Below are 26,747 nucleotides of genomic sequence, written 5' to 3'. Positions count from 1 at the left end.
AAAACGAAAACCCATCAGATGTTCGTAACCTGATGGGTTTCATTATGAGGTTACTGCTGCGTTTTTGAATTTTCCAGCAGCTTCATCGGATCAACGGGTATTCCATTTTCGAGAACCTGGAAAGCAAGATGCGGCCCCGTGCTTCGTCCCGTACTTCCCAACAGCCCAATGAGCTGGCCTTGGGTCACAGTAGCGCCAGCGGTGACCTCCAGCTTTTCCAAATGAGAGTAAACGGTTTGATACCCGCCTTCATGCTCCAGAATGACCTGATTGCCCTTCCCTGTTTTTGTATCGTATTCAGCCTTGACTACCTTACCGGAGGCGGCAGCCTGAACGGGCGTATTCAGGTCGTTTAAGATTTGCAAGCCGATTGTTTGATCAATAGGGCTTTTGATTGTACCTTCTGCGGGGACGATGAAGGTCTGCTCGTTCCCGAGTGCTTTTTTTGCATCCGTCAAAGTAAAGACGCCTAAAGCCAAGACGACCACGATACCAGATAAGGTCCACGTATACGCCCGTTTTTGAAAGTGACGAATCATTTCTATTCTCCTTTTTACTTGTTTTTTGGAGCTGGAGAACCCGGCTGTGAAGTGAATCTGTTTGGCGTCGGCATACAGCTCGAGCATTTTGATCATGGTGTATCCGTAGCGGGGTACCTCTGTCTCCTGTAAATAAGTCAAAGCCAAGGCATCACAAGCCATTTCCTGATCCTGACGCATGCGGGAAGCGGCGTACCATAACAGCGGGTTGAACCAGTTGAGGATCAGCAGCACGCTCATGATGCTGTTCACAGGAATATCTCGTCTTTTCCAATGCGCCAGCTCATGTAAAAAGATGTGACGCAGCTCATGCTCATTGAGCTTGTCTAAAAGATTTGCCGGCAGCCAAATTTGCGGTCGCCAGATTCCCATCAAGGCTGGGCTCGTCATCTGATGACTCATGCGCAGGGGAATGGATTTGGAGATGCCCATCTGCTTTTGGCAGTGGGAAAAGACGCGCAAAACAGCTTTATCCTGTACGAACCCATCGTTTTTTAGCTGAGAAAGCAATCGATATATACTGCGAGTCATGGTGATAGCAAAAACGGCGACACCGCCGATCCAGATGAGGGAAAGCAGGCTGATCCAGGAAAAGCTCGCTTCGTTTGCTAGAGAGGAATCTGGTTGGAGGGCAAATTCTTGCCGATGTAAAGACTCAGCAGCGAGAACAATCGGTTCCGTAGGCGGGTGCGCTCCCTGCATGGATGTCCAAGGCGAAGGAGGCAGCCAGTTATACAAACTGATCGAGCTGTCTATCGACCAAGGAACCGCGAGCTTCCAGAGAAGCAAGAACCATACAGTGTGGTGCCAGCGGATGGAGAAATGCTTTTTGCCGAGCTGCTGGCAGAGCAAGATCAGGAGCACAAGGAGACTAGCCTCGATGGAGTTATACAGTGTCCACGTAAATGCTTGATTGAGGGTGAGTGTGAGCCATTGCCAATCCACCAGCTTATTTCTCCTTTTCGGAAAGGATTTTTTTCAGCTCGTCAATCTCGTGGGGGGATAGCTTTTCTTCTTTTAAAAAGTGAACCAGCATGGGCTTTAAGGCCCCGCCGTACACGCGCTGCAAAAAGGATTGGCGCTCTTGGCGCTTGCATTCTTCCTCAGTGAGCACAGGGGAATAATAGTAGACGCGATTGACCTGCTCATAGGTGAGAATACCCTTTTGCAACAGGCGGCTGAGCAAGGTTTTGATTGTGTTGTCTTTCCACGTTTTGTTGTCTCGCAGGGCGTGGATGACATCGGCTGCTGTAGCGGGTGACTTTGCCCAGATGACCTTCATAATTTCCCACTCGGCATCCGTGATTCGCGGTTGCTCGTCCAAGTAAGACACCTCCGTCGATTACATTTGTAGTCGTTGATTCTGTTTTAAAGATTACACTTGTAGTCATCAGGTGTCAACTATCATTTTGTAAATCCGTTCCAGATGAGCATCGTTGGAAGATGACGAGCGAATTGATACACTGAAGAAAAATCGGATAAAGGCTGTGATAGAGATGAATCTGGCCGAGCAGTTTGGCGATATAGATATTTACTTGTTTGATCAGTTGTTAAAGGGAAGGGTTACGAAGGAAATGCAGATACTCGATGCCGGTTGCGGTTCGGGGCGGAATTTGGTCTACTTTTTGCGAAATGGCTATCCGGTGTACGCGGTTGACCAATCGGAAAAAGCCATTGAGGCTGTACAGCGAATGGCATCGCAACTGGCGCCGAGCTGGCCAGCGGATCGTGCTCGTGTGGAACCGATTGAGAGCATGAGCTTTGAAAACGAAAGCTTCGATTTCATTATCAGTAATGCCGTTCTACATTTTGCTGAAAACGAAGAGCATTTTCGCCAGATGCTAGAGGAGCTGTGGCGGGTACTGAAGCCAGGAGGCATTCTATTCATGCGCCTTGCTTCCTCGATTGGGATTGAGGATGCTGTACAGCCACTAGGAAACGAACGTTATTTGTTGCCGGATGGAAGCACTCGTTTTCTCGTAAATGAACGGACGATGCTAGGTATGACGGAAAAACTGCAAGGCGTGTTCCTGGAGCCAATCAAAACGGTGAATGTAGCCGGACAGCGTTGCATGAGTACGTGGGTAATCAAAAAGAATGGCTAAGCACCAAAAGCCGCCTTCCTGTAGGAGAGGCGGCGTCTTTTTTCTCACTCAAAAATCACGTGTCTGATCAAAAATAGTAAAAAGCTCGTCCACATCTACTTCTACACCCGCAGTAGCCAAATTCTGTTTTGCCGACTGAAGCAGCTCATCGAGCACGGTACAGCTCTGATTCATCAGGCAATGTATCGCTGCTCCAGTCCAGCTCGAGGATACTGATGAGGTTGGATTTACTCGAGCCAGACTCTTTTATCGATGTGACCTGGCAGGCTGTGTACTTTTGCAGCTTTTCAACAAAAACACAGTAGATGTCTCCAACTGTGGGCGTCATTCCTACCATCCTTTCTATCTTGCAGGGCTTGTTATTATCGCCATTTTTACATATTTTTCATAGGTTGTCGTTGTTCTTGCTGTTTTCTATAATGAAAAAATAAACACAGATCGGACATAACGGCGTGTGAGAGGCGGCGAAGAGATGAAGAAAGAAGAGAGCACACAGAAGTGGATGAGCCGCGTATTGGAAGCCATTGTTGAAACGTCTCGCGATCATTTGTTAATTACGGACCATGAGGGGTACATCCGCTTGGTTGGCGATTCGTCCTATGAAGTGTACGGCATCGGGAAGGAAGAGCTCTTGGGCAAGAACGTCATCGAACTGGAAAAAAGGAAGGTCTTTTCTCCATCTGTCACGCGAAAAGTCATGGATGCCAAGACGCCGCAGACGATCATGCAGGAAATACCCGGCGGTCGAAAGCTGATGGTGACGGCATTTCCCGTCTGGAACGAGGATGGCAGCATGCATTCGGTCATCAGCTATTCCCATGACCTGACTGAAATTATGGAATTGAAACGGCGCTACGAAGGTCTGACTGAGCAGCTCAAGCAGTTTGAAACCGAGATTGAGGAGCTGCGCGAAAAGCATCAGGAGGGCTTCGTGGCAGTGAGTCAGCCGATGCAAGCCATTGAGCGTCTCATCAAAAAAGTGGCGGCTGTCGATTCGACTGTCCTGATCCTCGGGGAATCGGGGGTCGGGAAAAATGTGATCGCAAAAGAGATTCATCGCAATAGCCGTCGTGCGGGTGGACAATTCGTGGAGATCAACTGTGGCTCGATCCCGGAGGGCTTGCTGGAATCCGAGCTGTTTGGATATGAGGCTGGTTCGTTTACAGGAGCCGCCAAGCAGGGCAAGCAAGGGATTATCGAGATGGCGAACCAAGGGACTCTCCTCTTGGATGAGCTGGGGGAACTGCCGCTGACGTTGCAGGCCAAGCTATTGAAGGTAATTCAAGAAAAACGACTGCAACGCGTTGGGAGCACACAGTACCGCGACGTGGATTTTCGTTTGATTGCCGCCACCAATCGCGATTTGGAGAAGATGGTGAAGGAAGGAAAGTTCCGACAAGACCTGTATTTCCGTCTGAATGTTGTCCCGATCCACGTCCCGCCGTTGCGAAATCGGCCAGAGGATATCGCAGCTCTCCTGAAGCGCGTCGTGCGCTCGCTCAATGAACGATACGGAATGGACAAGCGTCTGGACCCTGCTGTCACACATGCCTTGATGCAGCACGAGTGGCCGGGTAATGTGCGCGAACTGGAGAACGTCTTGGAGAGAATGGTGGTCACAGCGGACGAAGAGGTGATCACTTCTTCGCATCTACCTGCGGAAATCAGGTTGGCAGGGGAAGAGCAGGTAGCCATGGAGCCGAGTCTGGCTACTTCCAAGATGTCGCTTCGGGAGGCACTGGAGCAGGTAGAGGAAAAATGGCTGCGCTATGCATCCGAGCACTGCCGGACCACGGGAGAAATCGCGGAGTTTCTCGGCATTAGCCAGCCCTCTGTCGTACGGAAGCTGCAAAAGTATCGGATTCGTTCCAAGTGATTCAAAAATGAATATTTTATTCAAAAATGAATCGAGCATTCTGGTGTTTTTGATTCAAAAATGAATAATTTGATATACACGTAGTGTGGGAAACGTGATTTCATCATGCTCTGGCGTTTGGCATAGGTATTGCTACATATTGTAGTTGAGTTTACAAACAAGCAATTCAACCAATACCATCTCGAACGAGGAGAGGAAACCATATGTCCAAACAACGTCAATTTGTAAACGTAGCTGCAGGTGTGCCAGGTCCTAAGGGAGCAGCCCTGATTGAAAAAAGAAAACAGTTCGTTCCAAAAGGTGTCGGCAACAACACCCCTGTTTTTGTAGAGTCAGCTTCAGGTGCATTGGTTACGGATGTAGATGGCAATACGTACATCGATTTTGCCGGAGCGATCGGGACACTGAATGCCGGACACTGCCCGCCGGAAGTAGTTGAGGCACTGAAAGCGCAACTCGACAAATACATTCATCCTTGCTTCCATGTAGGGATGTATGAGCCATATGTGGCCTTGGCTGAGAAGCTGACGCAAATCACCCCAGGCAGCTTTGAAAAGAAGACGATGCTCGCAAACAGCGGAGCAGAAGCAGTAGAGAATGCGGTGAAAATCGCCCGCAAATACACAGGACGTCCAGGCATCATTTCTTTTAGCCGCGGCTTCCATGGTCGTACGCTTCTCGGCATGTCCCTGACTTCCAAAGTGAAGCCGTACAAATTCCAGATGGGTCCATTCGCTCCCGCTACGTATAAAGCGCAATTCCCGTATCCACTGAATAAGCCAGAATCCATGACAGATGATGAGTACGCGCAATTCTGCGTGCGTCAGTTCGAGGACTTCCTCTTGACTGAGGTTGCACCGGAAGAAGTGGCTGCCGTGATTATGGAACCAATTCAGGGAGAAGGCGGCTTTATTGTTCCGCCTGTGTCCTTCGTTCAAGGTGTCTATAACATTTGTAAAAAGCATCAAATCCTATTTATTTCCGATGAGATTCAAACAGGCTTCGGTCGTACTGGCGCCATGTTTGCTTCTACCCATTTCGGTATCGAGCCAGATATCATCACCATGTCCAAATCCATCGCGGCAGGCTTGCCCATCTCTGCGGTTACGGGACGCGCAGAAATCATGGACGCGCCAAACCCGGGTGAGATCGGCGGTACCTATGGAGGAAGCCCGCTTGGCTGCGTAGCGGCGTTGGCAGTCATTGAGAAAATGGAGCGCGAAGACCTGTCTGGCCGTGCACAGGTGATCGGGGACAAGATCAAAGCGCATTTCCACGCGTTGCAAAAAGAGTTCCCTGTAATCGCAGAGGTGCGCGGACTGGGTGCGATGTGCGCCGTAGAATTTATCGATCCCACAACCAAACAACCGGCGAAAGAGCTCGTTGCTGGCTTGACCAAAGGCTGCTACGAGTCTGGCGTCATCGTGCTTTCTGCTGGCGTCCACAGCAACGTACTGCGCTTCCTGTCTCCACTGGTTATTACAGACGAGCAACTGGAAGAGGCGCTGGACATTATGACGGATGTACTGAAAAGCCAATACGTGACGAACTAAAACGCCCGAGGGGGGTCTCCATACTCATGAAAAAGCATCTCTACATCAACGGACAATGGAAAGAAGCAAAAGAATACGCGCCGCTCTACTCCCCTTATTCCGGGGAGCTGCTGGCTGAAATCGCTCAGGCAGATAATCATGACGTCGACGAGGCAATTAAGGCGGCAAAAGCTGCTGCCAAAGTCATGGCAAAAATGCCAGCTAGTCAGCGAGCTTTGATACTAGAGAAGGCTGCTGCGATTATGGAAGCACGCAAGGAGGAATTGGCGGTCATCCTCGCACAGGAAGCCGCCAAGCCACTTCGCACGGGTCGTGTAGAAATCGCTCGGACAATCCAGACCTACAAGTTCGCGGCGGAAGAAGCGAAGCGCATTCACGGAGAGACGGTGCCGCTCGATGCAGCACCGGGTGGTGAAGGTCGTCTTGCTTTTACAGTACGAAAGCCGATTGGCGTAGTTGGCGCGATCACGCCTTTTAACTTTCCGTTCAATCTCGTGGCGCACAAGGTCGGGCCTGCCATTGCCGCAGGAAATACCGTCGTGCTGAAGCCAGCGAGTCAGACGCCGCTTAGCTCGCTGATCCTGGCTGATATTTTCGCAGAGGCAGGCTTGCCAGCAGGAACGCTCAATATTTTGCCTGGAAAAGGAGCAGTCGTAGGCGAAAAGCTGGTCAGTGACAGCCGAATTGCCGCGATTACGTTTACGGGAAGCCCTGCGGTTGGAATCGCCATGAAAAACAAGGCGGGACTCAAGCGCGTGACCTTGGAGCTTGGCTCCAACTCCGCAGTGATCATCGACCACAACGTGGAAATTACACAAGCGTTGATTGATCGTTGCGTGACGGGTGCCTTTTCCTTTAGTGGTCAAGTGTGCATCTCGCTGCAACGCGTCTATATACACCAGAGCAAGTACGAAGAATTCCTGGAGAAGTTTAAGACTGGCACAGAAAAGCTCGTGCTAGGTGATCCGCTGAACGAAGCGACAGACATGTCCTCCGTGATCTCCGCCAAGGATCATGAACGCATGGGCGCATGGGTACAGGAAGCAGTAGAAGCAGGCGCACACGTAGTTACTGGCGGGAAGCCTGTCAGTGACAACCTCTTTGCCCCTACGATTCTGACCAATGTGGGTGCGCATGTTGCCGTCTCTTGCCAGGAGGTATTCGGTCCAATCGTAGTCGTTACACCGTTTGAGACGATGGACGAAGCGATTGAAGCGGTAAACGACTCCCGATTCGGCTTGCAGGCAGGCATCTATACGAGTGACATTCACGCGGCTATGCGCGCAGCGGAAGAGCTGGAGGTCGGAGGCGTGATGATCAACGACATTCCGACGTTCCGCGTAGACAACATGCCGTATGGCGGTGTGAAAGACAGTGGTTTTGGTCGCGAAGGTATCAAGTATGCGGTCGAGGAATTAACGGAACTAAAATTAATTGCGATCAAGCTGTAACAGCGAATGACGGGCCCGATGAGGCTCGTCTTTTTTTGAGAATAGCGTCTTGAAGGCGATTTTCCCTATCCCCATAAATTGTCATATATGAAACCGCTTCATAAAGTTGTTAGGTTTAGATGGTTATGTTAGTCTAGCGTGTGGAGGCAGACTATGTTCATTTTTGCGGAAGAGTGTTTGATTACACTTTGCTTGTTGCGCAGATGAAATAGTCGTTTTTTTATGCGTAAAGGGCATTTCTTACATGAAAAGGGGACAATCATGATTAGTCATAGGAAAGGGGCCAGTGGGTTCCGATTATTTCACTGGATCTCCCTGGTAGCGATCGTGGCATTGTTGGCAGGCTGTTCACTGTTTCAGGGGAATGAAAACGGTGCAGATAAGGGGCCTGCGCCAGCCAAACCTGAAAAAATCGAGCGTTACCAAGGGGAAAAGAGCAAGGCAGTGTCGATGGTCTATACGACGCAAAGACAGCTTGCTCTTACTTTTAATGGGATGGCGGATAAGGACACAATGAAAAGATTGCTAGATGAGTTGGATAAGTACCACATCAAGGCAGCTTTTTTCATGCCAGGAATGAGAGTAGCTGAGGAGCCTGACATTGCGCGAGAAATTGTCGCCAGAGGTCACGAGATTGAAAACAATACGTTGAACAAATCGGACTTGCAGGGCCAACCTTACGAGAAAATGTACCAAGACATCGAGTTGACCAATGAGGTTATTCAAAGAGAAACGGGCAAAACACCGCGGTATGTAAGAACGAAGTCGGGTGAATACAACGACGATCTCCGTTTGGTAGCTGCTCACAATGGACAGGAAGCCGTCGTGTCCTCCAGTCTGTTTCTGCACAATTGGCAAAAAGAGACGGAAGCTGACAAGAGACACTATTTACGAAAATATATGAATCGCGGCGGCATCATTGAGATGGACACAGAAGAGAACAAGTCTGTAATCGAAAACATCCGTCTTCTCGCAGAGGCAGCTACTGATGTCGGATACAGATTCGTCCCATTACATAAGTTGATTGCACAAGGTCAGGAGCGTAAGCCGCTGAAAGAAATTCCGGGTTTTGATGCAGCCAAAATGAATGAGGCGTATGACGAAGCCAAGCCAAATCTCATCTACCGAAAAGAAACAGACAAAAAGATGGTCGCCTTATCCTTCGATGATTGGGGTACGGATCAAACCGTTACGAAGATTCTCGATATTTTGGACAAAAAAGGAGTAAAGGCTTCGTTTTTCCTTCGCGCAGATGGTGTAGAGAGAAATCCAAACTTGGCGAGAGCGATTGCGGAAGCGGGACACGATGTAGCCAATCACACCTATTCTCATCCGGTGAATACCAAAATTGCGCCGGAAGAATTGCAAAAAGAGATTGTCAAAGCCCATCAGATCATTACCGAAGCTATTCAGCAGAAGCCGACGATGTATTTCAGACCGCCAACCGGGGCGTTCGACGAACAGACACTCAAGGCGATTGCAGCAACGGGCTACAAGGATATTACGATTTATGATGTGACGCCGTCCGATTACGACAAGAAACGAAGTGCGAACGATATCGTCAAAGACATTATGGAGCAGACGCGGAGCGGAAGCGTGATTCTACTACATATGCTCGATGACATTCACACAATAGAGGCGTTGCCCATCGTAATTGACCAGCTTAGAAGCAAAGGATACACACTTGTACCCATGACAGAGATGTTTGGCCAATAAAGCCCAAAATAAAACAGGGAGAGGGAGCCAGCTTATGAATTTGTACGAAGGGATTGTGGAGAGGAAGGAAAAAATTGCTGTCGTCGGTCTTGGGTACGTAGGCTTGCCGATAGCGATGGCACTTTCCAAACGTGCTTCTGTGATTGGATTTGATGTAAACAAAGAGAAGGTAGCAGCCTATCAAAAGGGAAACTTTCATGATGCGGGCGTGGATCAGGAACTGACGAGTGAAGCTGCTATTGAATTCACTTCAGATGAAAATAGATTACAGGAAGCGCGATTTTTTATCGTGGCCGTGCCTACCCCGGTCAAAAGCGGTAATGTTCCAGACCTGAAATATGTAGAAAGCGCGTCTCGCATGGTGGGCAGACAGTTGAAAAAAGGGTCAGTCGTTGTCTTTGAATCAACGGTTTATCCTGGGGCAACCGAAGATGTCTGCTTGCCGATCTTGGAGAAGGAATCGGGCATGCATTGTGGTATAGACTTCAAGATCGGCTATTCACCAGAACGCATCAACCCGGGAGACAAAGTAAATCGCTTGGAAAACATCGTCAAGATCGTATCGGGGATGGATGAAGAAACACTTGGAATCGTAGCAAGCGTCTACGAGCTCGTGATCATGGCGGGCGTTTACCGAGCGGAAAGCATCAAGGTAGCGGAAGCGGCAAAAGTCATTGAAAATGCCCAGCGGGATGTCAATATTGCGTTTATGAATGAGCTGGCGATGCTGTTCAATCAGATGGATATTCCGACAAAAGCAGTATTGCAAGCGGCAGGGACCAAATGGAACTTCCTCCCTTTTGCACCGGGGTTGGTCGGCGGGCATTGCATTGGTATTGACCCTTACTATTTAACGTACAAAGCAGAAGACAGCGGCTATCGCTCCCGCATCATTTTGGCAGCCAGACACATTAATGATGGCATGGGGAAATATGTCGCCCAACAGATTATTAAGATGGCCGTTCGCGCGAAGCTCGATCTTCAAAATGTACGGATTGGCATATTAGGCCTGTCCTACAAAGAAGATTGCGCAGATATTAGAAATACAAAGGTGACGGATATTATTGGGGAATTGAAAGAATACGGCATGAATCCGTTAGTCGTAGACCCGATGGTGAATCCGCGGGAGGCATTCGAGGAATACGGCATCGAGCTGTCAGAGATGAAGGCTCTCCACGACTTGGACATTGTGGTTGTAGCGGTCCCGCATGCTCCTTTTGCCCAGATGGAAGTCGCTGATTTTGCCACGATGTACGGCAAGAATGCGGCAAAAATCATGATCGATATAAAAGAGATTTATTCCAAAGCTGACTTTGTAAACAGTGGATTTCATTACTGGAGCTTATAAAGCAGTGGAGGGGAGAGAGCGGCAGTGATGAAACAGTTGATCGAGAAAATAAAGCCAAGAAAGAAAGAGAAAATCGAAGAAGTACTGACGGTTTCCAAAACAGAGAGGCGCGTGCTATCGAATGTGCCAGACCCGGAGAAAATTCGTGTCCAAGTGGACCGCCGCGGTGCTAAAGATTCGGATGAGTCAGGAAAGCTGGAGGACCCGGAATACCTGAATCGCATTCGGATGCTGAGTCTGCGCTATATGGCGGATTTCCCGGTGACGCTATTGACCAAAAAACAGCGGATCAAGGACGGAATCAAGGCCAGAGCCGTCGACATTTCTTCGACTGGACTATTAGTTGAACTAGATTCGGAGAGGGAAGACCTCCAGGTGGGACAAGTGTTTATGATCCATTGCACAATCCCGCCAGGTACAATGCCAGAAGGCTATGAGTCAACGGTGAAGCTGGATGCAGCGGTTGTTCGCTCGTTTACCCAGGAGGAGGACGGGCGTCAGAAGTTCATGCTCGCCTTCGAGTTTTCCAAACCGCTGACTGACTATTTTCGCAAAAAACGCTGGGGATACGCCATTTATATTGCAAGTACTTTCCTGTTTTTCGCTGCGGCGTTTATCGTGCTCATGCGCGCGGAGAGTGTGATTTATTTCAAATACAACATGTACTTGTATTTGTACAGCTTGATTGCCGCTGCCTTTTTGCTGACACGGTATTTATTTGGTGCTCTTTATCGGGGGGTTCCCGTCAATTCGGACTATACACCGGGCGTGAGTATCATTATTCCGTGCTTCAACGAAGAGCAGTGGATTCACCGGACGATTTTGAGTTGTGTGAATCAGAACTACCCGATTGATAAGCTGGAGGTCATCGTGGTAGACGACCGCTCGACAGACCGATCAGCAGAAGAGATTCAAAAGGTCATCGATATGATTCATAACGAGGCCGAGCGCTATATGACCCGCGAGCGCGTGAAGATGCATATTCTCTCTGAAAACGGCGGGAAACGGGTCGCTTTGGTCAAAGGTGTGGAAATGGCTAAGCACGATTTGGTTGTTTTTGTTGATTCAGACAGCTTTTTGGAACCGACTGCGATTCGCAACCTCGTACAGCCCTTCCAAGACCCGAAAATGGGTGGTGTTGCAGGGCGTACAGATGTGGAAAACAAGTTCACCAACGCAATCACCAAGCTGCAAACCGTCCGTTACTACATTGCCTTTCGCATCATGAAAGCGGCTGAGTCGTGGTTTGACAGTGTTACTTGCTTGTCTGGGCCGTTGTCTTGTTATCGCAAGGAATTGATTTTGCAGCATTCCGAAGCATGGCTGAATCAGAAGTTTCTTGGGCAGCCTGCCACTTTTGGCGATGACCGAAGCATGACCAACTTTATTTTGCGAACACATCGGACAGGCTATCAGGATTCCGCGATTTGCTCCACGATTGTGCCATCTGACATGAATGTATTTTTGAAGCAGCAGATGCGCTGGAAGCGTTCGTGGTTGAGGGAATCTTTGCGTGCCAGCGGCTTTATTTGGCGCAAGGAGCCTTTTATGGCGATCTTCTTTTACATTGGTCTGATTGTTCCTATCGCTGCCCCCGTCATCGTTCTGTACAACCTCATATACGTCCCGCTCGTTCATCACGTTTTCCCGGGCACGTTTTTAATGGGCTTGCTGTTGATGGCGCTCTTAATGAGCTTGGCCCATCTGTTTTTCCGCAGAAGCAAGCTATGGGTTTTCGGGATTGTCTTTTGTGTATTTTATGAGCTGGTGCTGTTGTGGCAGATGCCTGTGGCTTGGGTGACATTCTGGAAATCTACGTGGGGTACGCGAGAAACGCCGCAGGACGTCGAAGCGAGATTGAAAAAAGAGGCCCGAAAGAAGAACAAAAAAGGCTTTGGGCTGCCATTTTAAGAGGGAAAGACAAAGGGAGTGAGGGTGTCAGGAGTTATGGGGAAAACGACGAGCGATGTCTTGGACTATCGGAAAAAAGATCGCAATAAATTCATCAAAACGCTGAGCCAGGTCGCAATCTTAGTCGTCCTGGGTGTCATGTTATATAATGCCGTATTTGATTGGAAGAAGTATGAGGAGCCGAATAAAGCGAGCTGGACGAATGACAAAGGCTTTATCGCCATCTCCTATTTTGGCGTAGGTCGTACGGGTACACCGAAATTAGTAGCCAAGGAGCAATTGGACGAGCAGCTGCAGGCGTTGTATGACCAGGGCTATCAAACGATCTCGCAACAAGATATTTTGGACTTTTACAAGAAGAAGAAGCCACTTCCTGAGAAGGCACTGTTCTTAGCCTTTGAAGATGGCCGCAACGATTCCAGCTTGTTTGCCCAGCCGCTTTTGGAGAAGTACAACTTCAAAGCAACGGCATTGTCTTACGGCAACAAGATGGGAAACAGCGAGAACAAATTCCTGCAGCAGGAAGACATGAAAAAAATGATGGAAAATGGCTTCTGGGAGCTCGGTTCCAACGGCTATCGGTTGACGTACATCAATGTGTTTGATGATCAGGGCAATTTCATCGGGGTGAAGGATGAGAGTGAGTTATCGAATAAAACAAAGGTAGGCTATTATAATCACTACTTGATGGACTTTATCCGTGACAGCAATATGATCCCGATAGAAGACAGAAGCAAGATGGAAGCGCGAATCAACGAAGACTACAAGCTGATGAATGATACGTATATGAATCAATTGGGCTTTGTCCCGGGTGCCTATATGATCATGCATGCGAACACCTTGTATGGCGGGATGAATCGCTTGGTAGCGGATGCGAACGACGCGAATATCAAAAAGTATTTTACGATGCACTTTAACCGGGAAGGAACCGCCTACAACGACAGCGAGGGCGATCTTTACAACCTGACCCGCGTGCAGCCAGAGCCGTACTGGTACACCAATCATTTGTTGATGCGCATCCAAAAAGACACCGGCGAGAAGATTCGCTTCGTTCGCGGCGATGAAGAGCAAGCCAAAGAGTGGGACCGTCTCGGTGGCACCGCGCAATTTATGGAGGATCAGATCGTCCTGACCTCTCCAGCTGCTGGTTCTGGCATGTTATATTTAAAAAACAGCGACAGCCAGAAGGATATCAAGCTTTCTGCCAAGCTGGAAGGGAATGTAATTGGCAAACAGTCCATATATTTGCGCTATGATCGGGAAAAAGGCAGCTTTGTACGAGTCGTCCTGCATGATAATGAGCTGCGCGTCGAGCAGAAGAAGGAAAAAGGCGAAGTACAGGAGCTTTTCAAAACGGAATTGAGCCAAGTGATTTGGAATCCCGAAGATTTGACCTTCGACCGTGCCTCTGTTTATACGAGAGAGCAAGGCGAGTCTGGTGCTCTTAAGCTGGAAAAATACCCGATCAACATTAAAAATACGCGTCCATTCGAAATGACTGTTCAAGGCGATCGTCTCAGTGTTTCTGTGGACAATACAATACTCTTGGACAAGCAACAGATCGACCCAACCATTAGTAGCGGTGGTGTTGCATTGGAAGCCGCCTATAGTGATGTGAACAAAAAGGACGACATTTACGACGGGGTGTTTGCGGACGTACAGATTGCGTCCCTGGAACAAACAAATGGTGAGCAACAGATGCTGTTCAGTAATGTGCAGACAGGGCTTGCAGGAATCTTTCGTTCGACCAAGAAAGCTATTTCTGCCACAATGGACTGGGTCATCGACACCTTTTAAATCCGAAACAAGGGGGATCTGTGTAAGGTGTCAAACATCAAGAAACGATCGATCATTTTGACTGCTCTTCTGATAGTAGTGTGTGTCATCCTCGTATGGTACATGATGAAATGGAATGATACCGCAAGCTTAGAGAGCGTAGATGCGGCTAACAACACGACCGAATTGTCTGCCTGGGTGGTAGACTGGCAGTGGGAATCCGGTTTGGAGGATTTCCGCAGGATAACGGATGGCTTGTCCAGTGTGCAGGTCTTCGCGGCGTATTTTGATGAAAATGACAAGCTGCACTTTACTGATCGCATGACCAAGGCGATGCCTGAGATCAAGGAAGCATCGAAGCAGGGCAGCTATGTCGATCTCGATTTGACCATTGTGAATGATCGTCTTAACAGTAATGGTACGCAGGTTCAAAAGGACCCGTCGATTGTCAGCCGGCTCATGGCGACAGATGCAAGCCGTAGCAAGCACATTATGGAGATCAAGAATGCCGTGATCCAGAATGGCTTTCATGGTTTAGAAATTGATTATGAGAGAATTGACGAGAAAGACTGGGGCAACTTCCTTACTTTTATCCATACCCTGTATCAGCATATGGAGAAGGAAGGAAAGTCACTTCGCATCGTATTGGAGCCGCGCGCGCCGATTGAAGAGTTGGCATTGCCAAAGGGTCCTACTTACGTCATGATGGCTTATAATTTGTACGGTACGAATACAGAGCCAGGGCCCAAAGCTGATCATGCATTTATTGAGGAGCTTGCCCATCGCATGCAAAAAGTGCCGGGTGATAAAGTCATGGCCCTATCTGTAGGCGGATTTGACTGGGTTAGTGATGGAAAAGTGACGGCAGTGACGGAAAAGCAGGCAGCAGACTTTGCTGTGTCGAGTATCGAGCCACCCAAGCGGGATAAAGCGAGCGGCAGTCTGTACTTTGACTATATCGGTGAAGACGGCAAAAAGCACACAGTCTGGTATGCGGATGAAGAAACGCTGTCTCAATGGGTTTCGGTTGCAAAGAAAGCGGGTATTGAGAAAATTGCGCTTTGGCGACTTGGTGACATGGGGGATGGGACGTTGCAATATGTGAATCGATGAGGGGCTGTGGTGGAGGGAAGAAGCGAATTTCCAGTCTACGCTTCGGCCTACGCCCCGCAAGGGGGGATTGACTGTCCGCTTCGGAATAAATGGCGGGAGCGCTTCAAACGTAGAAGTTTCGAGGATGTCATTCATAAGTGAAGCTGAAATTCCCCGCCATTTATTCCGAAGCTAGGCTGGGCTCCAGAGGCGCTTGGACTGAAAATTCGCTTCTTCCTACGCAGCTCTTGATTCACATCTTTCAATGATAGAATGAATATGGAAAAGCAAGATGGCTACCACTGTGGGGATAACCCATCCGGAATTTACTAGAATGTTTTTCGATCAGGATGTAACTTTGTACCGGAGATGAACGTTATAATGCTAGAAGCGGTAGTCTGCTCTTTTACAGGGCGGCTGCTGCCTATTGATTTTGGACATCATTCATAGGAGCGTGGAATTTTTGGGTCTCTGGGAAGCTTTTGTTGCGATTGTGCTGGGGCTAGTAGAAGGTTTGACTGAGTTTGCCCCTGTTTCCTCTACGGGTCACATGATCATCGTGGATGACTTTTTGTTCCATACGAAAGATTTGTTTTCACCTGAAGTGGCCAACACCTTCAAAATTGTCATTCAGCTCGGCTCGATTTTGGCTGTCGTGGTTTTGATGTGGGATCGGTTTATGAGCTTGCTCGGCCTCAACAGACTGGCGGGTAAGCGTGAGGTTCAGGCAGGACCTCGACTGAATTTGGTTACGGTCATTGTCGGTTTGATTCCTGCGGGGATTCTCGGCGTTCTGTTTGACGACTACATCGATGAGTATTTGTTCTCGACGAAGACCGTGGTAATCGGACTCGTTCTGGGCGCTTTGCTTATGTTGGCTGCGGATTGGTTCCGACCAAGACGTCCCAAGATCGAGTCGGTTGATCAGATTACGTACAAGCAGGCATTTCTGGTGGGACTTATTCAATGCTTCTCCCTGTGGCCTGGCTTTTCCCGTTCCGGTTCCACGATCTCGGGGGGCGTACTGTTGGGCATGAGCCATCGGGCGGCGGCAGACTTCACGTTTATTATGGCGGTGCCGATCATGGCGGGCGCGAGCTTTTTGTCGCTGTTGAAGCGTTGGGATGCGATTACAATGGACAGCATTCCGTTTTTCGTCATCGGTTTTATTAGCGCGTTTGTGTTTGCGCTCCTGTCGATCCGATTCTTCTTGAAGCTGATTAATCGCATCAAGCTGACACCTTTTGCGATTTACCGTCTGGTGCTGGCAGCAGTTATTTACTTTGTGTTTATGTAAGATCCATAAAAGTAGGGTACAAAAAAGCTGGTTACGCTTTAAGCGTTAACCGGCTTTTTTGAAGTGAATGGGAGGTTATTATTCCTTTTCATCCGATTCTTCTAGCTCCAATTTAAAAGATCTAATCCACCGAAACCAACCCTTGCATGGATATTTGTACCCGGAAGAGTAGTAATTTTCTTCCCTTTGAAGGGTCCGCCAGATTCTGCAACAGGGGTAATGTGAGGAGGGAACAGTAAATCAACCCCACCCAATCCGCATTGGATATTGATTTGCTCGGTTCCTCGTAGTTCTGTCCATCCCAAAGTGGCACTCCCAATAGAAAGGTGAATCGAAGCATTTCCTGATAGCTCATTGAGGGAGACGTCACCGCCACGCATTTGAATGTTAATGTTTTTGGAATGTGTGATTCCGGCAACTTCTCCGAATTGACCTTGTATCGTTATATCTCCTTCTCCACCATTCAAAACCATAACGCCCCCGGTAAATGAGGCACTGACCTTTGTTTGTATGGGAACATGAACCTCTGAAAGGATTTTTTGCTTCTGTCTATGGCGAAAGTATGTCCCGATATTACGTCCTTCCATAACAAGAGTACGATCAACTCGTTCGATACGCGCAGGAAGAAGGTGCTCTTCACCTGCCGAAACCACTGTAGCATCGGATTTTGCGTCAAAACAAATAATCAGGTTTCCGAGGACATTCACATCGATGTATAGCTCCTCGAGTCCAATTGCGTCTATCTGTTTGACTATTGCGGGATTTTTTATAGCTCCGATCGGGAAATGAGTTAACGTTTTAGGGGGGAGTAAAGGCATCATGTCACTCCTTCATCTCTTCTCTCTGTGGTAATTTATCCCCCCCTATTTTACTAAAGCCAAAAAATGAAAATAACCAACCTGAGACTGATTTCATTGATCATAAGCTTATTTAATCATTCGCCTTTATCTCGCTCGGTTTTTCAATAACAATACCGTTTAATTTAAGAGTGACAGGATTCGCAATCGTATCTCCAACCGGGCATGTCTGTTCTAAAAATTCCACAAAAGACTCGACTTGCTCTCTAGGAGCATCGGTTTTGATATGAAAGGTGTATCGGATTTCAGAATACCCGCGTCGGACATCAGACTTGTTCATGAAGCCATCCGTATCGAGATCGCCTTCGACTTCCACCCAAAAATCGTCGAGTTGAACATGAAACTTCTTAGCATATGCTCTGGCAACGATAGATTGGCATGCGCCCAATGCAGAGAGTACCAGTTCAACCGGGTTCATGCCGGTATCCGTCCCCCCCAAGCTTTTTGGTTCATCGATGGTTACCTCGAAATTTCTGGAACTGGCCTTCACAACCATTCCCTTCTGTAGATGTGCAGTTGCTTTGAATGTTTCAACAGGCATGATGCACACTCCCTTCTGGATAATCAACACAAGTAAACTCTACCATAGTTTTCCAATGATCATTATGAATATTTTTACATTTATTAGGCGGATAAGTGCCACTTTCAACAACAAATTTGATTCCAAAAATCTTTCCAAAAGGGTGAGCAAACCTTTATTTTTTTTACCTAGATAGTGAAGGCGAAATGATGACCGGTCAAAATTACGCCGAATCTAAAATAGGAGTGTTGTGAATATGTCTAAAGGAATGCGTGGGATTCATCTTTATACAGGCAAGGGTTATGGCACAGTAACAACTAAAATGTTAAATAAATTTGCCGGTACCAACATTCATGATTTCGTAGTGCACCTAGGAAACATGGATAGAGTGTTTTTTGACTATCGAAAGGGCAAGTCAGACCGTAATGCTGTAATTGATCAAATGATTGATGATCTTGCTGATTTTTTACCTGAATACAAAGCATCAGAAGTAGACCATAAAGACTTGTATATTTCGTTGCCAGCACTAAGTAATGATATTACTACGATTAAAAATATCGATGATTTTTATTCCGACTATCGATCCTTTATGCGAAAAGTAGAAGACACATGTATCGAAATTTTAGGTGAAAAGGAATGGAAGTTCCGTATCGAAGGATTTTACTTCCGAACAGAAACGATTTTCCCAATCGACCAGAAAATCAGCAGTACCAACCCGACCTCGAACAAAATGGTTAAATTGTTAAATGATATTGCTTACAGAGTACGTAATACACATAAAAAATCGTTTATGTGGGCGCCATACTATGGCTTTGGAACGTACGCAGAGAATATCACTCATAATCTAGGGGTAATTGCAAACAGAACAGACATTTTTGATATCATTTGCATCCAACCACAATACTATTTTCAAGGCGATCCTTACCAAGAGAACGTGGATAAAGTTTTTGATAGTGCCAATCGTCAAAAGGTCTATGATTTAGATGGAGACGTTGTTGGAGGTGGAAGAAAGACTTCGGCCACAGCATTAATTGGGGTAACCATGGAAGGTGATGATAATTATCGCAAGAGCCGATCTGACAGGTTCGATTACTATGTTGATACATTCTCTGGAATTGTCAAAGAAGCGCCAATGGTTTTCTACGCTGGATCGACGCATAACCTTCTAAATAATAACTCACTTTTTGATGCAATCAACAATTTCTACGAAGTGTAATCTCATAGTTGAAAATGCAAAAAACGAAGTGATAATCACTTCGTTTTTTGCAGATCGATCTCTAAATTTTTCTCCTTAACCTTAAAGATCTCACCATTCGGATCGGTTACTTGATCATAAAAGTAGACATAAGTAGCCAATAAATCGTTCTTGTTATCAAATTTATCCTCTTTAATGGGTAACCCCGTAGATGAACTCACATACACGATGTGATAAATACCACTTTTCGGCTCAATAATGGTTTTCATCTTTTTAACTTGCTGCCCATTTAAAGTCTCAACACCTAAATACGTCCAAATATCCTTGTCTTGATACCGGTCAATGGTTTCTTTAAACAGTGATTTTTGGTTAGGGTATTGATGTACCTTGGATTTTAAAGTGATTTTTTCTTGTTCTTTTACAAAATTGTCCTCTCGTAGAAAACCATTTTGTGGGTTAAACCATTCTTCAGTAATTGCAGTTGAGAAAATACCTTTATGTTCAGTTCTTATGGATTTTACATGTTCAATCAAAGGCTGGGACTGAACGTTTTGATTTGGTATAGGAGTATTCGCAGAAACTGACGGAGCAATAATTCCTGAAAATCCAATTGAAATGGCCAAGGCCAATGATGTGAGAAGCGAAGTTTTTACCACGGCTGTTACCTCCCCTAATTTAATTTCCCGCTATACTTGTTAGACGTCCCGGCTGGGAAAAAGTTCCGTCTATCATGGGGTTATAAAGAATTGTGCTTTAAAATGAACCTAAATACTCATAGAACTATGTTGCAAGAATGTATCAAAATATTGAATTTTAGGGGGGGAATTGCCGATTTTTGTGGTAAAATAGAACGTATGATCCCTTGTTTTCTTGTTTTTCTCAAAAATATGTGAGCAAATACCCATTAATTTTACCTAGTAGGTAGGGGGAATTATATGACAGAACAATCACTTGAGGAGAAGATAAGGCAGCAGTTGAAACGATCAGCTTGGAAGTTGCAATACGAGGCAAAGAAAAAATATCGTAGGGAAATTCAGTTTACCAACGAAAAGTGGGACATCGGTCATACAGAAGAAGTTGATTCCCAGATGTTTGTTGAGGAATTGCTTAACAGTCTACCTGAACGAGAACGTTTCATCATTCAACAGGTGGTCATTGAAGGAAGATCTGAAAGAGAAGTCGCAAAGAGATTAGAGCTTTCTCCCTCTCGACTACACGCATGTAAAGTACAGGCCCTACAACGTTTGCGAAATAAACTCGCATTAGCTTAAAAGGGGGAGTAGTGTGGTAATAACTGAGACATTATCCGAAAAAGACTTTTGTAAATTAGTTGATGATGCTCAAAAAGGAAATCCGCTTGCAATTGAAGCCTTAATTCATCACTACGAACCAGATATGAAAAAAATGACTTGGTTTATTCGTATGTCACATGAAGATAGTATGCAATCCCTAAAGCTAATGTTGATGGAGCTGATCCAATCAACGGCCACTCCTACATAAAAGGAGGCTTTTGAATGAATGAAACAGTTACAGTCATCATTGCAATACTTATCGCAATTTTAACTTTGTTGGTGATCCATAAGCATGTTGAGTTGAAAGTACAAATTCGCGATTTGATTAATGTAGCATTACGTGCCACTAAGAATGACGAAAAAGAAGAATCACCGTAAGGCGGTTATTCCTTCTCTCTATAAATTGTAGAAGGGAAAGGGTCTTTTCCTTCTACTTCTATCTGATTGTGAATAGGAGGATGCCTCTTGGCTACGATGTTATTCCTTGTATCGAGTGCTGCTTTGGTCCAGATACTCATAAGTCAACAAAAATTGTCTAAAGAGCTAAAAGCAATTAAGAAGTAGGTGGAGGAACTGAATTGGAGGCATTTCCGATTTACCTTCAGTCTGTCAGGTGGGCAACTTTTTGGTGAGCAATGTGGTAAACGTTTTGGCTAGCGATCATAGTAAAAACAAAAATCCCCTTCCATTTGGTTGTGAAGGGGATTACTCATTACTTTAAGAGATAAACCGCACGCGTAGTCATAAAGCCTTTGACATCTTCACCTTTATCCAGCTTTTGCTCGACGAAAGGAATGCCAGCTTCTTGCAGACGTACTTTCACTGCATTGAAATGGTGGAAGTCTACGACCAGCGTTTTGTTGCTTGCTTTGATCTCTTCAAGCTGCTTTTTCACTAATGCATTGGCGCCAGACTGTCCAATGATATGAGAAGCATTCACCATCACCATATTGGCGAGTAAAATGACGACCAGAACCTTGCCCGCATTGCGGAAAAAGCTCTTCTGAACATCCAAGACTGCCAGCGCAATCAAGAGTGGAATCAACCAAAGCTGCGGAACATAGCGCGCCCACCAGCTTTCCGGATTAATCAGCACGGTTACGAAGAGCGCCAGACTGATCCACAAGAAAGGTGCCGCTTTTTTTCGATGAGTCCCCAAAAGCAAGGCGACGAGAAGCAGCAATGTAACAATCACAGCTCCTCCGAAAAGCGGCCCGAATCCGGCTACACGCACGTCAGGAGAGTAGAACACGGCGAGCTCTTTCCATGTGACCGTAAATGGCACCTTCCATGTAGGGCTATGGGGTGTTGCAATATTCTCCGATTTGGAAAATAAGGAGATAGCCAGATTTTCTATGCGGGAATTGTCTTTGAAGCCATGCGGGCTGTTCGAGGTCATGATATCAACGGCACCTTTGCCCGCCAACGGATAAAACGGATGTCCCTTCGTTAGCGTGTTGGTGACATACGGATTGAACCCGACAACCCCTACGGTGATAACCAGACTAATTGAAAGCCATACGAGCATGCTTTTGATGTGCTGACGGCGATCATAGAAAAAGAAGAGCACGAGAATAGCCAAGCCGAGCAATCCGGCATACCCCAATGCCGTGAATTTGATCTGCGCCAGCAGCATGAGCGCTGCGCATAGTGCCAGTAGCGTCCAGGCATGGTAGCGCTTATACAGCAGATACCCGAGAGCACAGAGGATCAGCACGAGTGAACCAAGCTGACCGTCAATATAGAAGGAAGTCGATTGCGTAATCACCGTGGGATTGAACGCTGCGAGAAGCGCGAGCGCAATTGCCGCCCCTTTTCTCTTCGGGAAAGCGGTTCGGATGGCAGCGAGTGTCAGGAAAAAGGACGATGCAATCAACAACAGGTTGAATATTTTGCTAACCTCAATCTGACCAGTAAGTTTATACATAACCGCATCGAGCATCCATGGACCTTTGGCGTAATGATTGATCCACAGGTGAAAGGCCGAGAGAACCTCTTTATTATCCATCTCATCCACTTCTTTTGAACCAGGAGGCTTGAGGATGGGCTGGTCATGAACCGGATTCCAGCCGTTGGTTAGCTTCACGATTGCTTCTTGATGATATGTTTGTCCGTCAAAAGAGAGATCAAACGTATTAGCGCTGATGAAGTAGCTGATGCCTGAAACAATCGCCAGTCCAGCCAACACGGAGAAAAACCAGGCCCGACGACGTGAACTTACGAAGACCGACACCATCGCGGCCATCGCAGCCAAAGCCGCAAAGAGGCCAATCCAAAAGCTGGCGGCCGTCACGGATACGCCGAACAAAAATAAAATCGATGTGCTAAGCACAATCGTAGCCATAAACAATAGCAAAGCCGTCCCGAGCAGGAACGAGTACGTAGCTGTACGGTTATTCATGAACATAATCTCCTGTCTACGAATCTACTAGCCAATGAGGTTAGGGAGGTTCGCTGCCAGCAGATGCAATACGGTCGCAAGCAGTACCCCGAGCACCAGACCCCCGGCAATTTCCCATCTGGTATGTCCCATGCTTTCACGCAAAGGCTTGGTGGGAAACACGTCCGGATGTTCCTTTGCGAGCTTGTTAAGTGCCTCTGCATGTTTTCCTACCGCTCTGCGCAAGCCAGTCGCATCGATGATCACAATAAATGTCACAGCCACACCCAGCCCGAATGCAGGATGAGTAAAGCCCTCCTGCAAACCAATCAAAAACACAGTCGTGACCATGACAGTTGTGTGGGTGCTGGGAAATCCGCCGTTCCCGACCATTTCTTTGGCCCGGGACCCAAAACGGAGGTAATTAATCAAAAATTTGGTTATTCCGGACACGAGCCAGCCGATAAACGGCGCTAGCGCATATAACATGAGAAAACTCCTCTACGTGATGATTACGATTGAGAAATGACGACGACGCCTACGACGATAATCGCCAGACCGGCAATACGTGTAAGGGACAACGGTTCGTTGAAGATCAAGAAGGACAGCGCAGCTACCAACACGTATCCGAGTGCTGCCATGGGATAAGCATAGGAGAGCTGCACCTTTTCGAGCGCAGCAATCCAGATAAACGCAGAAAGTCCGTAAAGCGCAAGTCCCACCATAATCGGCAGGTTCGTGAAATAGTGCAGGAACTTCAGTAGCAGCATGTCATTGTTGCTGGTGAGCGAGGATGCGCCCATCTTCATCGCGACTTGTCCACACGCACTGAGGATCACAGAAATGATGATGAGAACAATTGATGGCATAGTCTGATCCACAACCTATCTGAGCAAGTAACTTATTTCAATTCAAATACGTAAATAATCCCGGCTACCATGACGACATACAGGAACACCGTAATGAGAATCGGCTTGTCCTGCAACAAAACTTTTTCCGGACTGCCGCCCTGGCCTGCAACGGTGATCAAATACAGGTAACGGAAAATACCAAAGATCACGAGCGGAATGGTCCACATCAAGTGAATCGTGCGTCCCGATGTAAAAGTGAACAAGGAATAGCTGATGATTGTCATGGTCGTCACAATCGTATTCAACTGATTCAACAACTCGGACGAATAACTGTCGAGCACTTTGCGATGCGTTCCTTTATCCTGCTGCAACAAGATCAACTCGTGGCGACGTTTGCTGATGGCCAAAAACAGCGCGAGCAGCATCGTGCAGAGCAAAAACCACGGCGTGAACGGTGTTTGGATCATCAGACTTCCTCCGATGGCACGCAAAACAAAACCAGCTGAGATAATCATGACGTCCAGAATGACCACATGCTTCAGCTTCAGCGAATAAGCGACATTGAGCACAAAGTAAACCAGCAGTACGAGCGCGAATAATCGGTCAAAGTAATAAGCACTAAACAGGGAACCTAATAACAAAAACACACCGAATGCTAATGCAAGGGCTGGCGGCAATGCACCAGAAGCCATGGGCCGGAACTGTTTTTCCGGGTGATTTCGGTCATTTTTGATATCGACAAAATCATTGAGGATATACACACAGCCGGATACAAAACAAAACAGCAGGAAGGCCAGCACTGATTTTCCAATGACATCCGGACTTACTTTGTGCAAGGAAAATAGCAAGGCAGCAAAGACAAGCAAGTTTTTTGTCCATTGATGTGGACGAAGCTGCTTCACTAATAGGTAGACCATATTTTGTCGAACGCGTGGCGTTGTTTTGACGTCAACTTTAACAGAATTTGATGTTGCCCCCATATCTAACCCCTATCCTAATATCGAATCTTGTACCTTCTAATGACGGAAAATGTAAAAAGAAGGTTACACCTGTAATATGGTAACATAACTTCCTCCATAAAAATTTAAGGATACCAGAAAAAATGTGAACTTGCGAGAAAGAATGATTGTCAAAAATAATAGCGGGGTTTATAAGAAAACGCAGCCCTCGTGATGGAGCTGCGTTTTTCAGGTTTTCTCTTTTTAATTCACTCGTGGAATAGGAGTGGCGGCTTTTTTTCGAGAATACAGGAACAAATTGAAAAGAACGATCACGAGTACGATCAATTGCGGGATCGTCGTTTCCCAGCTCGCGTAAATGCCGAGAGTCGGTGCGTACAACAAGTAATCGCTGCTGTGTGCAGATAAGCTCCCCGTCACCTGCAAAGCGTGGATGCTGACGCCGACGAATTTAAATGCCATGTAGTAGAGCAATAGGCTGGCAACAAAAAAGAACGGACGCACCGGAATGCGTGCACTGAGCTTGATGATGACAAAGCCAATCACGGCCAAGACGACAAGCGCGCTCAAAATGCCGATCATTAGGTCTGTCATGGAGATTGTAGCGGCCATTCCCATATAAAAGATAATCGTTTCTGCCCCTTCGCGGGCGACAGCGAGAAACGCGGTAAATGAGAGTGACCACAGAGCTCCTGTTGCCAAAGAAGAGCCGATAGATTTCTCGACAAATTGATTCCATGCCTGCAAATTGGACTTCTTATGCAACCAGGCACCGATCGTCACCATAAAGAAGACGGCAACCAGTCCGGTTACTCCTTCAATCGTTTCTCGCGAGTTGCCTGTGGACAGGTTGGAGAAGACGACACTGAGGATGACGGCAAGAATAGCGGAAACTACAATCCCGGCAATTGACCCAGACCAGATCCATTTGCGCTTGTCGGCGTTGCCTGACTTGTTCAGGACAGTAAGGAGAGAGACGATGATCAAGATAGCCTCGAGTCCTTCGCGGAACAAGATGAGTCCCGCATCCCACGCGGTGTATGAGGACGCTGTCGCAAATGGCGCAAGCTCTGTCTTCATTTCCGCAAGATTAGCGGACGCCTTTTCCCATTGCGGGGGATTGGACAGGATGAGTGTCGGGACTGCGACCATCTTGGCTTCGATACTGCTGTAGGTAGCAGGCGATTTGGTCATGACTACGCCTTCTACAGAGGGCCAAGAGGTGATAAAGGTCTCCATTTTGTCCGAAGCAGCGTTTGCGTCGTGATTGGCGATATCGGTTTCTACCGATGCAAGGAGTGCCAGTAGAGACGAGATGGTGGGCTGCTCGGAAGAAGGACTCGCAGCGTCCTGTTTGACTGCCTTTCCTGACAAATAATTGTCCACGGTAGTAATGAGTGCCTGTACTTTCTCTGCGCTCTTTTTAGGATCGGGTGGTTCTGTGTTCAGGGCAATGCGTGCACCGCTGATTTTGATTTCCATATCCCCGTAGACGGCGGCATTTTCCGTTCGAACAAGACCCTCTGCCTTGTACCAGCCGGCGACGAAGCTGTTGTATGATTGCTTAGCTTTTGTCAGATCGCCTTCCGTGATGGCTGTCATGCTGTTTTGCAAGAGCGGTAGCAATGCCGCAATTTGCTTGTGTGCGCGTTCTTTTGGCTGACCGCCTTCTTCTTTGGACGAAACGTAACGATCTGTTGCTTTTGCCAAAGTGGAGATGGCTGCTTTTGCAGTGTCGGGATTCGCCTTTGCTTGAGCAAGGGCTTTTTCTGCTTCCGCGATTGCTTGCGTCAAAGCTTGTGCATCTGCCGAGGTTTCTTCCGAATTGCCCTCCCAGACGCTCTTCATACCGCTGATCGCTTTCGCTGCTTCTTCCCAGTTGTTATCTCCACTGCTAATCAAGGCATCGCTAGAGAGGGCGATCATTTGCTTGAGCTGCTCTGGCACCAGCGGCGCGGCTACAGCGGCAGACAGAGCAGATGTCCATAGCAGCATGCATGTACAAAGGATAAACAGATAGCGTTTCAAG

General features: G+C 47.2%; 25 protein-coding genes. 14 read left to right on the top strand and 11 right to left on the bottom strand.

What is annotated here, in order from left to right; all coding sequences use genetic code 11:
• Positions 1-50: 50 nt before the first annotated feature.
• Both HP401_RS03395 and HP401_RS03390 read right to left on the bottom strand, forming a co-directional pair.
• Positions 51-1,484: a M56 family metallopeptidase gene (locus tag HP401_RS03395; protein ID WP_173604059.1), complete on the bottom strand. Its 1,434-nt coding sequence runs from the start codon at positions 1,482-1,484 to the stop codon at positions 51-53.
• A 4-nt stretch (positions 1,485-1,488) separates the two neighbouring features.
• Positions 1,489-1,863: a BlaI/MecI/CopY family transcriptional regulator gene (locus HP401_RS03390; protein ID WP_173604058.1), complete on the bottom strand. Its 375-nt coding sequence runs from the start codon at positions 1,861-1,863 to the stop codon at positions 1,489-1,491.
• 112 nt (positions 1,864-1,975) lie between these two features.
• Here HP401_RS03390 and HP401_RS03385 point away from each other — a divergent pair, with 112 nt between their 5' ends.
• A complete protein-coding gene (locus tag HP401_RS03385; RefSeq protein WP_254456989.1) occupies positions 1,976-2,644 on the top strand; it encodes a class I SAM-dependent methyltransferase in 669 nt (222 codons plus the stop codon).
• A gap of 145 nt (positions 2,645-2,789) precedes the next feature.
• On the opposite strand, the gene HP401_RS03380 is transcribed toward HP401_RS03385, so the two are convergent.
• Positions 2,790-2,972: a hypothetical protein gene (locus HP401_RS03380; protein ID WP_173603954.1), complete on the bottom strand. Its 183-nt coding sequence runs from the start codon at positions 2,970-2,972 to the stop codon at positions 2,790-2,792.
• 144 nt (positions 2,973-3,116) lie between these two features.
• Between HP401_RS03380 and HP401_RS03375 the strand changes: the two genes are divergently transcribed.
• The 9 genes from HP401_RS03375 to HP401_RS03335 all read left to right on the top strand — a co-directional run bounded on the left by HP401_RS03375 (position 3,117) and on the right by HP401_RS03335 (position 16,664).
• The gene (locus HP401_RS03375) at positions 3,117-4,520 is read left to right on the top strand and encodes a sigma-54 interaction domain-containing protein (protein WP_173604057.1); all 1,404 of its coding nucleotides are present in this window, start codon (positions 3,117-3,119) and stop codon (positions 4,518-4,520) included.
• Positions 4,521-4,723: 203 nt separating this feature from the next.
• Positions 4,724-6,073, top strand: coding sequence for a 4-aminobutyrate--2-oxoglutarate transaminase (gene gabT / locus HP401_RS03370; protein WP_015893916.1), 1,350 nt, complete (start codon positions 4,724-4,726; stop codon positions 6,071-6,073).
• 26 nt (positions 6,074-6,099) lie between these two features.
• Positions 6,100-7,524, top strand: a complete 1,425-nt coding sequence (locus HP401_RS03365) for an aldehyde dehydrogenase family protein (protein ID WP_173604056.1) — start codon at positions 6,100-6,102, stop codon at positions 7,522-7,524.
• Between the two features lie 261 nt (positions 7,525-7,785).
• On the top strand, positions 7,786-9,240 hold the full coding sequence (locus HP401_RS03360; RefSeq protein WP_173604055.1) for a polysaccharide deacetylase family protein: 1,455 nt from the start codon (positions 7,786-7,788) through the stop codon (positions 9,238-9,240).
• Between the two features lie 34 nt (positions 9,241-9,274).
• Positions 9,275-10,588: a nucleotide sugar dehydrogenase gene (locus tag HP401_RS03355; RefSeq protein ID WP_173604054.1), complete on the top strand. Its 1,314-nt coding sequence runs from the start codon at positions 9,275-9,277 to the stop codon at positions 10,586-10,588.
• A gap of 27 nt (positions 10,589-10,615) precedes the next feature.
• Positions 10,616-12,499, top strand: a complete 1,884-nt coding sequence (locus HP401_RS03350; protein ID WP_173604120.1) for a glycosyltransferase family 2 protein — start codon at positions 10,616-10,618, stop codon at positions 12,497-12,499.
• 36 nt (positions 12,500-12,535) lie between these two features.
• Entirely contained in the window at positions 12,536-14,296 is a 1,761-nt protein-coding gene (locus tag HP401_RS03345; RefSeq protein ID WP_173604053.1) for a polysaccharide deacetylase family protein, read from the top strand.
• 27 nt (positions 14,297-14,323) lie between these two features.
• Entirely contained in the window at positions 14,324-15,388 is a 1,065-nt protein-coding gene (locus tag HP401_RS03340) for a glycosyl hydrolase family 18 protein (protein ID WP_173604052.1), read from the top strand.
• Between the two features lie 442 nt (positions 15,389-15,830).
• Positions 15,831-16,664: an undecaprenyl-diphosphate phosphatase gene (locus tag HP401_RS03335; RefSeq protein WP_172139534.1), complete on the top strand. Its 834-nt coding sequence runs from the start codon at positions 15,831-15,833 to the stop codon at positions 16,662-16,664.
• Positions 16,665-16,765: 101 nt separating this feature from the next.
• Here HP401_RS03335 and HP401_RS03330 read toward each other — a convergent pair whose 3' ends face one another.
• Together HP401_RS03330 and HP401_RS03325 are read right to left on the bottom strand one after the other, a co-directional pair.
• Positions 16,766-17,485, bottom strand: a complete 720-nt coding sequence (locus HP401_RS03330) for a DUF4097 domain-containing protein (protein WP_254456988.1) — start codon at positions 17,483-17,485, stop codon at positions 16,766-16,768.
• A gap of 109 nt (positions 17,486-17,594) precedes the next feature.
• Positions 17,595-18,062: an OsmC family protein gene (locus HP401_RS03325; protein WP_087348463.1), complete on the bottom strand. Its 468-nt coding sequence runs from the start codon at positions 18,060-18,062 to the stop codon at positions 17,595-17,597.
• Positions 18,063-18,297: 235 nt separating this feature from the next.
• Between HP401_RS03325 and HP401_RS03320 the strand changes: the two genes are divergently transcribed.
• Positions 18,298-19,257, top strand: coding sequence for a DUF4855 domain-containing protein (locus HP401_RS03320; RefSeq protein WP_173604051.1), 960 nt, complete (start codon positions 18,298-18,300; stop codon positions 19,255-19,257).
• Between the two features lie 35 nt (positions 19,258-19,292).
• Here the strand turns inward: HP401_RS03320 and HP401_RS03315 are convergent, their stop codons facing one another.
• The gene (locus HP401_RS03315) at positions 19,293-19,892 is read right to left on the bottom strand and encodes a LolA-like protein (RefSeq protein ID WP_173604050.1); all 600 of its coding nucleotides are present in this window, start codon (positions 19,890-19,892) and stop codon (positions 19,293-19,295) included.
• 279 nt (positions 19,893-20,171) lie between these two features.
• Between HP401_RS03315 and HP401_RS03310 the strand changes: the two genes are divergently transcribed.
• Genes HP401_RS03310 through HP401_RS03300 form a run of 3 tightly spaced genes read left to right on the top strand, consistent with a single transcriptional unit; the run spans position 20,172 to position 20,906 of the window.
• Positions 20,172-20,507 carry a sigma factor-like helix-turn-helix DNA-binding protein gene (locus HP401_RS03310; RefSeq protein WP_173604049.1) on the top strand — a complete coding sequence of 112 codons (336 nt, stop codon included), beginning with the start codon at positions 20,172-20,174 and terminating at the stop codon, positions 20,505-20,507.
• Between the two features lie 13 nt (positions 20,508-20,520).
• A complete protein-coding gene (locus HP401_RS29800; protein WP_173604048.1) occupies positions 20,521-20,736 on the top strand; it encodes a helix-turn-helix domain-containing protein in 216 nt (71 codons plus the stop codon).
• A 14-nt stretch (positions 20,737-20,750) separates the two neighbouring features.
• Complete coding sequence (locus tag HP401_RS03300; protein WP_173604047.1) at positions 20,751-20,906, top strand: hypothetical protein; 156 nt, start codon at positions 20,751-20,753, stop codon at positions 20,904-20,906.
• A 334-nt stretch (positions 20,907-21,240) separates the two neighbouring features.
• Here the strand turns inward: HP401_RS03300 and HP401_RS03295 are convergent, their stop codons facing one another.
• From HP401_RS03295 to HP401_RS03275, 5 genes are all read right to left on the bottom strand, one after another.
• Positions 21,241-22,929: a hypothetical protein gene (locus HP401_RS03295; protein WP_173604046.1), complete on the bottom strand. Its 1,689-nt coding sequence runs from the start codon at positions 22,927-22,929 to the stop codon at positions 21,241-21,243.
• Between the two features lie 27 nt (positions 22,930-22,956).
• Positions 22,957-23,397 (bottom strand): divergent PAP2 family protein, encoded by a 441-nt coding sequence (locus HP401_RS03290; protein WP_015893904.1) that lies wholly within the window; start codon positions 23,395-23,397, stop codon positions 22,957-22,959.
• A 23-nt stretch (positions 23,398-23,420) separates the two neighbouring features.
• On the bottom strand, positions 23,421-23,777 hold the full coding sequence (locus tag HP401_RS03285; RefSeq protein ID WP_026133926.1) for an SMR family transporter: 357 nt from the start codon (positions 23,775-23,777) through the stop codon (positions 23,421-23,423).
• A 32-nt stretch (positions 23,778-23,809) separates the two neighbouring features.
• Complete coding sequence (locus HP401_RS03280; RefSeq protein ID WP_015893902.1) at positions 23,810-24,739, bottom strand: decaprenyl-phosphate phosphoribosyltransferase; 930 nt, start codon at positions 24,737-24,739, stop codon at positions 23,810-23,812.
• 222 nt (positions 24,740-24,961) lie between these two features.
• Entirely contained in the window at positions 24,962-26,746 is a 1,785-nt protein-coding gene (locus tag HP401_RS03275; RefSeq protein ID WP_173604045.1) for an FTR1 family iron permease, read from the bottom strand.
• Position 26,747: the final 1 nt, after the last annotated feature.

This window comes from Brevibacillus sp. HB2.2 (assembly GCF_013284275.1).
GTDB lineage: Bacteria > Bacillota > Bacilli > Brevibacillales > Brevibacillaceae > Brevibacillus > Brevibacillus brevis_D.
The sequence above is the reverse complement of the archived record's forward strand: the minus strand, read 5'-3'. Positions and strand labels throughout refer to the sequence as shown.

What these genes read in the sequence shown, in the direction of transcription:
- HP401_RS03380 (WP_173603954.1), bottom strand. Translation starts at nt 2,972, where the DNA reads ATGACGCCCACAGTTGGAGACATCTACTGTGTTTTTGTTGAAAAGCTG.
- HP401_RS03375 (WP_173604057.1), top strand. Translation starts at nt 3,117, where the DNA reads ATGAAGAAAGAAGAGAGCACACAGAAGTGGATGAGCCGCGTATTGGAA.
- gabT (WP_015893916.1), top strand. Translation starts at nt 4,724, where the DNA reads ATGTCCAAACAACGTCAATTTGTAAACGTAGCTGCAGGTGTGCCAGGT.
- HP401_RS03365 (WP_173604056.1), top strand. Translation starts at nt 6,100, where the DNA reads ATGAAAAAGCATCTCTACATCAACGGACAATGGAAAGAAGCAAAAGAA.
- HP401_RS03360 (WP_173604055.1), top strand. Translation starts at nt 7,786, where the DNA reads ATGATTAGTCATAGGAAAGGGGCCAGTGGGTTCCGATTATTTCACTGG.
- HP401_RS03355 (WP_173604054.1), top strand. Translation starts at nt 9,275, where the DNA reads ATGAATTTGTACGAAGGGATTGTGGAGAGGAAGGAAAAAATTGCTGTC.
- HP401_RS03350 (WP_173604120.1), top strand. Translation starts at nt 10,616, where the DNA reads ATGAAACAGTTGATCGAGAAAATAAAGCCAAGAAAGAAAGAGAAAATC.
- HP401_RS03345 (WP_173604053.1), top strand. Translation starts at nt 12,536, where the DNA reads ATGGGGAAAACGACGAGCGATGTCTTGGACTATCGGAAAAAAGATCGC.
- HP401_RS03330 (WP_254456988.1), bottom strand. Translation starts at nt 17,485, where the DNA reads ATGATGCCTTTACTCCCCCCTAAAACGTTAACTCATTTCCCGATCGGA.
- HP401_RS03325 (WP_087348463.1), bottom strand. Translation starts at nt 18,062, where the DNA reads ATGCCTGTTGAAACATTCAAAGCAACTGCACATCTACAGAAGGGAATG.
- HP401_RS03320 (WP_173604051.1), top strand. Translation starts at nt 18,298, where the DNA reads ATGTCTAAAGGAATGCGTGGGATTCATCTTTATACAGGCAAGGGTTAT.
- HP401_RS03310 (WP_173604049.1), top strand. Translation starts at nt 20,172, where the DNA reads ATGACAGAACAATCACTTGAGGAGAAGATAAGGCAGCAGTTGAAACGA.
- HP401_RS03300 (WP_173604047.1), top strand. Translation starts at nt 20,751, where the DNA reads ATGAATGAAACAGTTACAGTCATCATTGCAATACTTATCGCAATTTTA.
- HP401_RS03295 (WP_173604046.1), bottom strand. Translation starts at nt 22,929, where the DNA reads ATGAATAACCGTACAGCTACGTACTCGTTCCTGCTCGGGACGGCTTTG.
- HP401_RS03290 (WP_015893904.1), bottom strand. Translation starts at nt 23,397, where the DNA reads ATGTTATATGCGCTAGCGCCGTTTATCGGCTGGCTCGTGTCCGGAATA.
- HP401_RS03285 (WP_026133926.1), bottom strand. Translation starts at nt 23,777, where the DNA reads ATGCCATCAATTGTTCTCATCATCATTTCTGTGATCCTCAGTGCGTGT.
- HP401_RS03280 (WP_015893902.1), bottom strand. Translation starts at nt 24,739, where the DNA reads ATGGGGGCAACATCAAATTCTGTTAAAGTTGACGTCAAAACAACGCCA.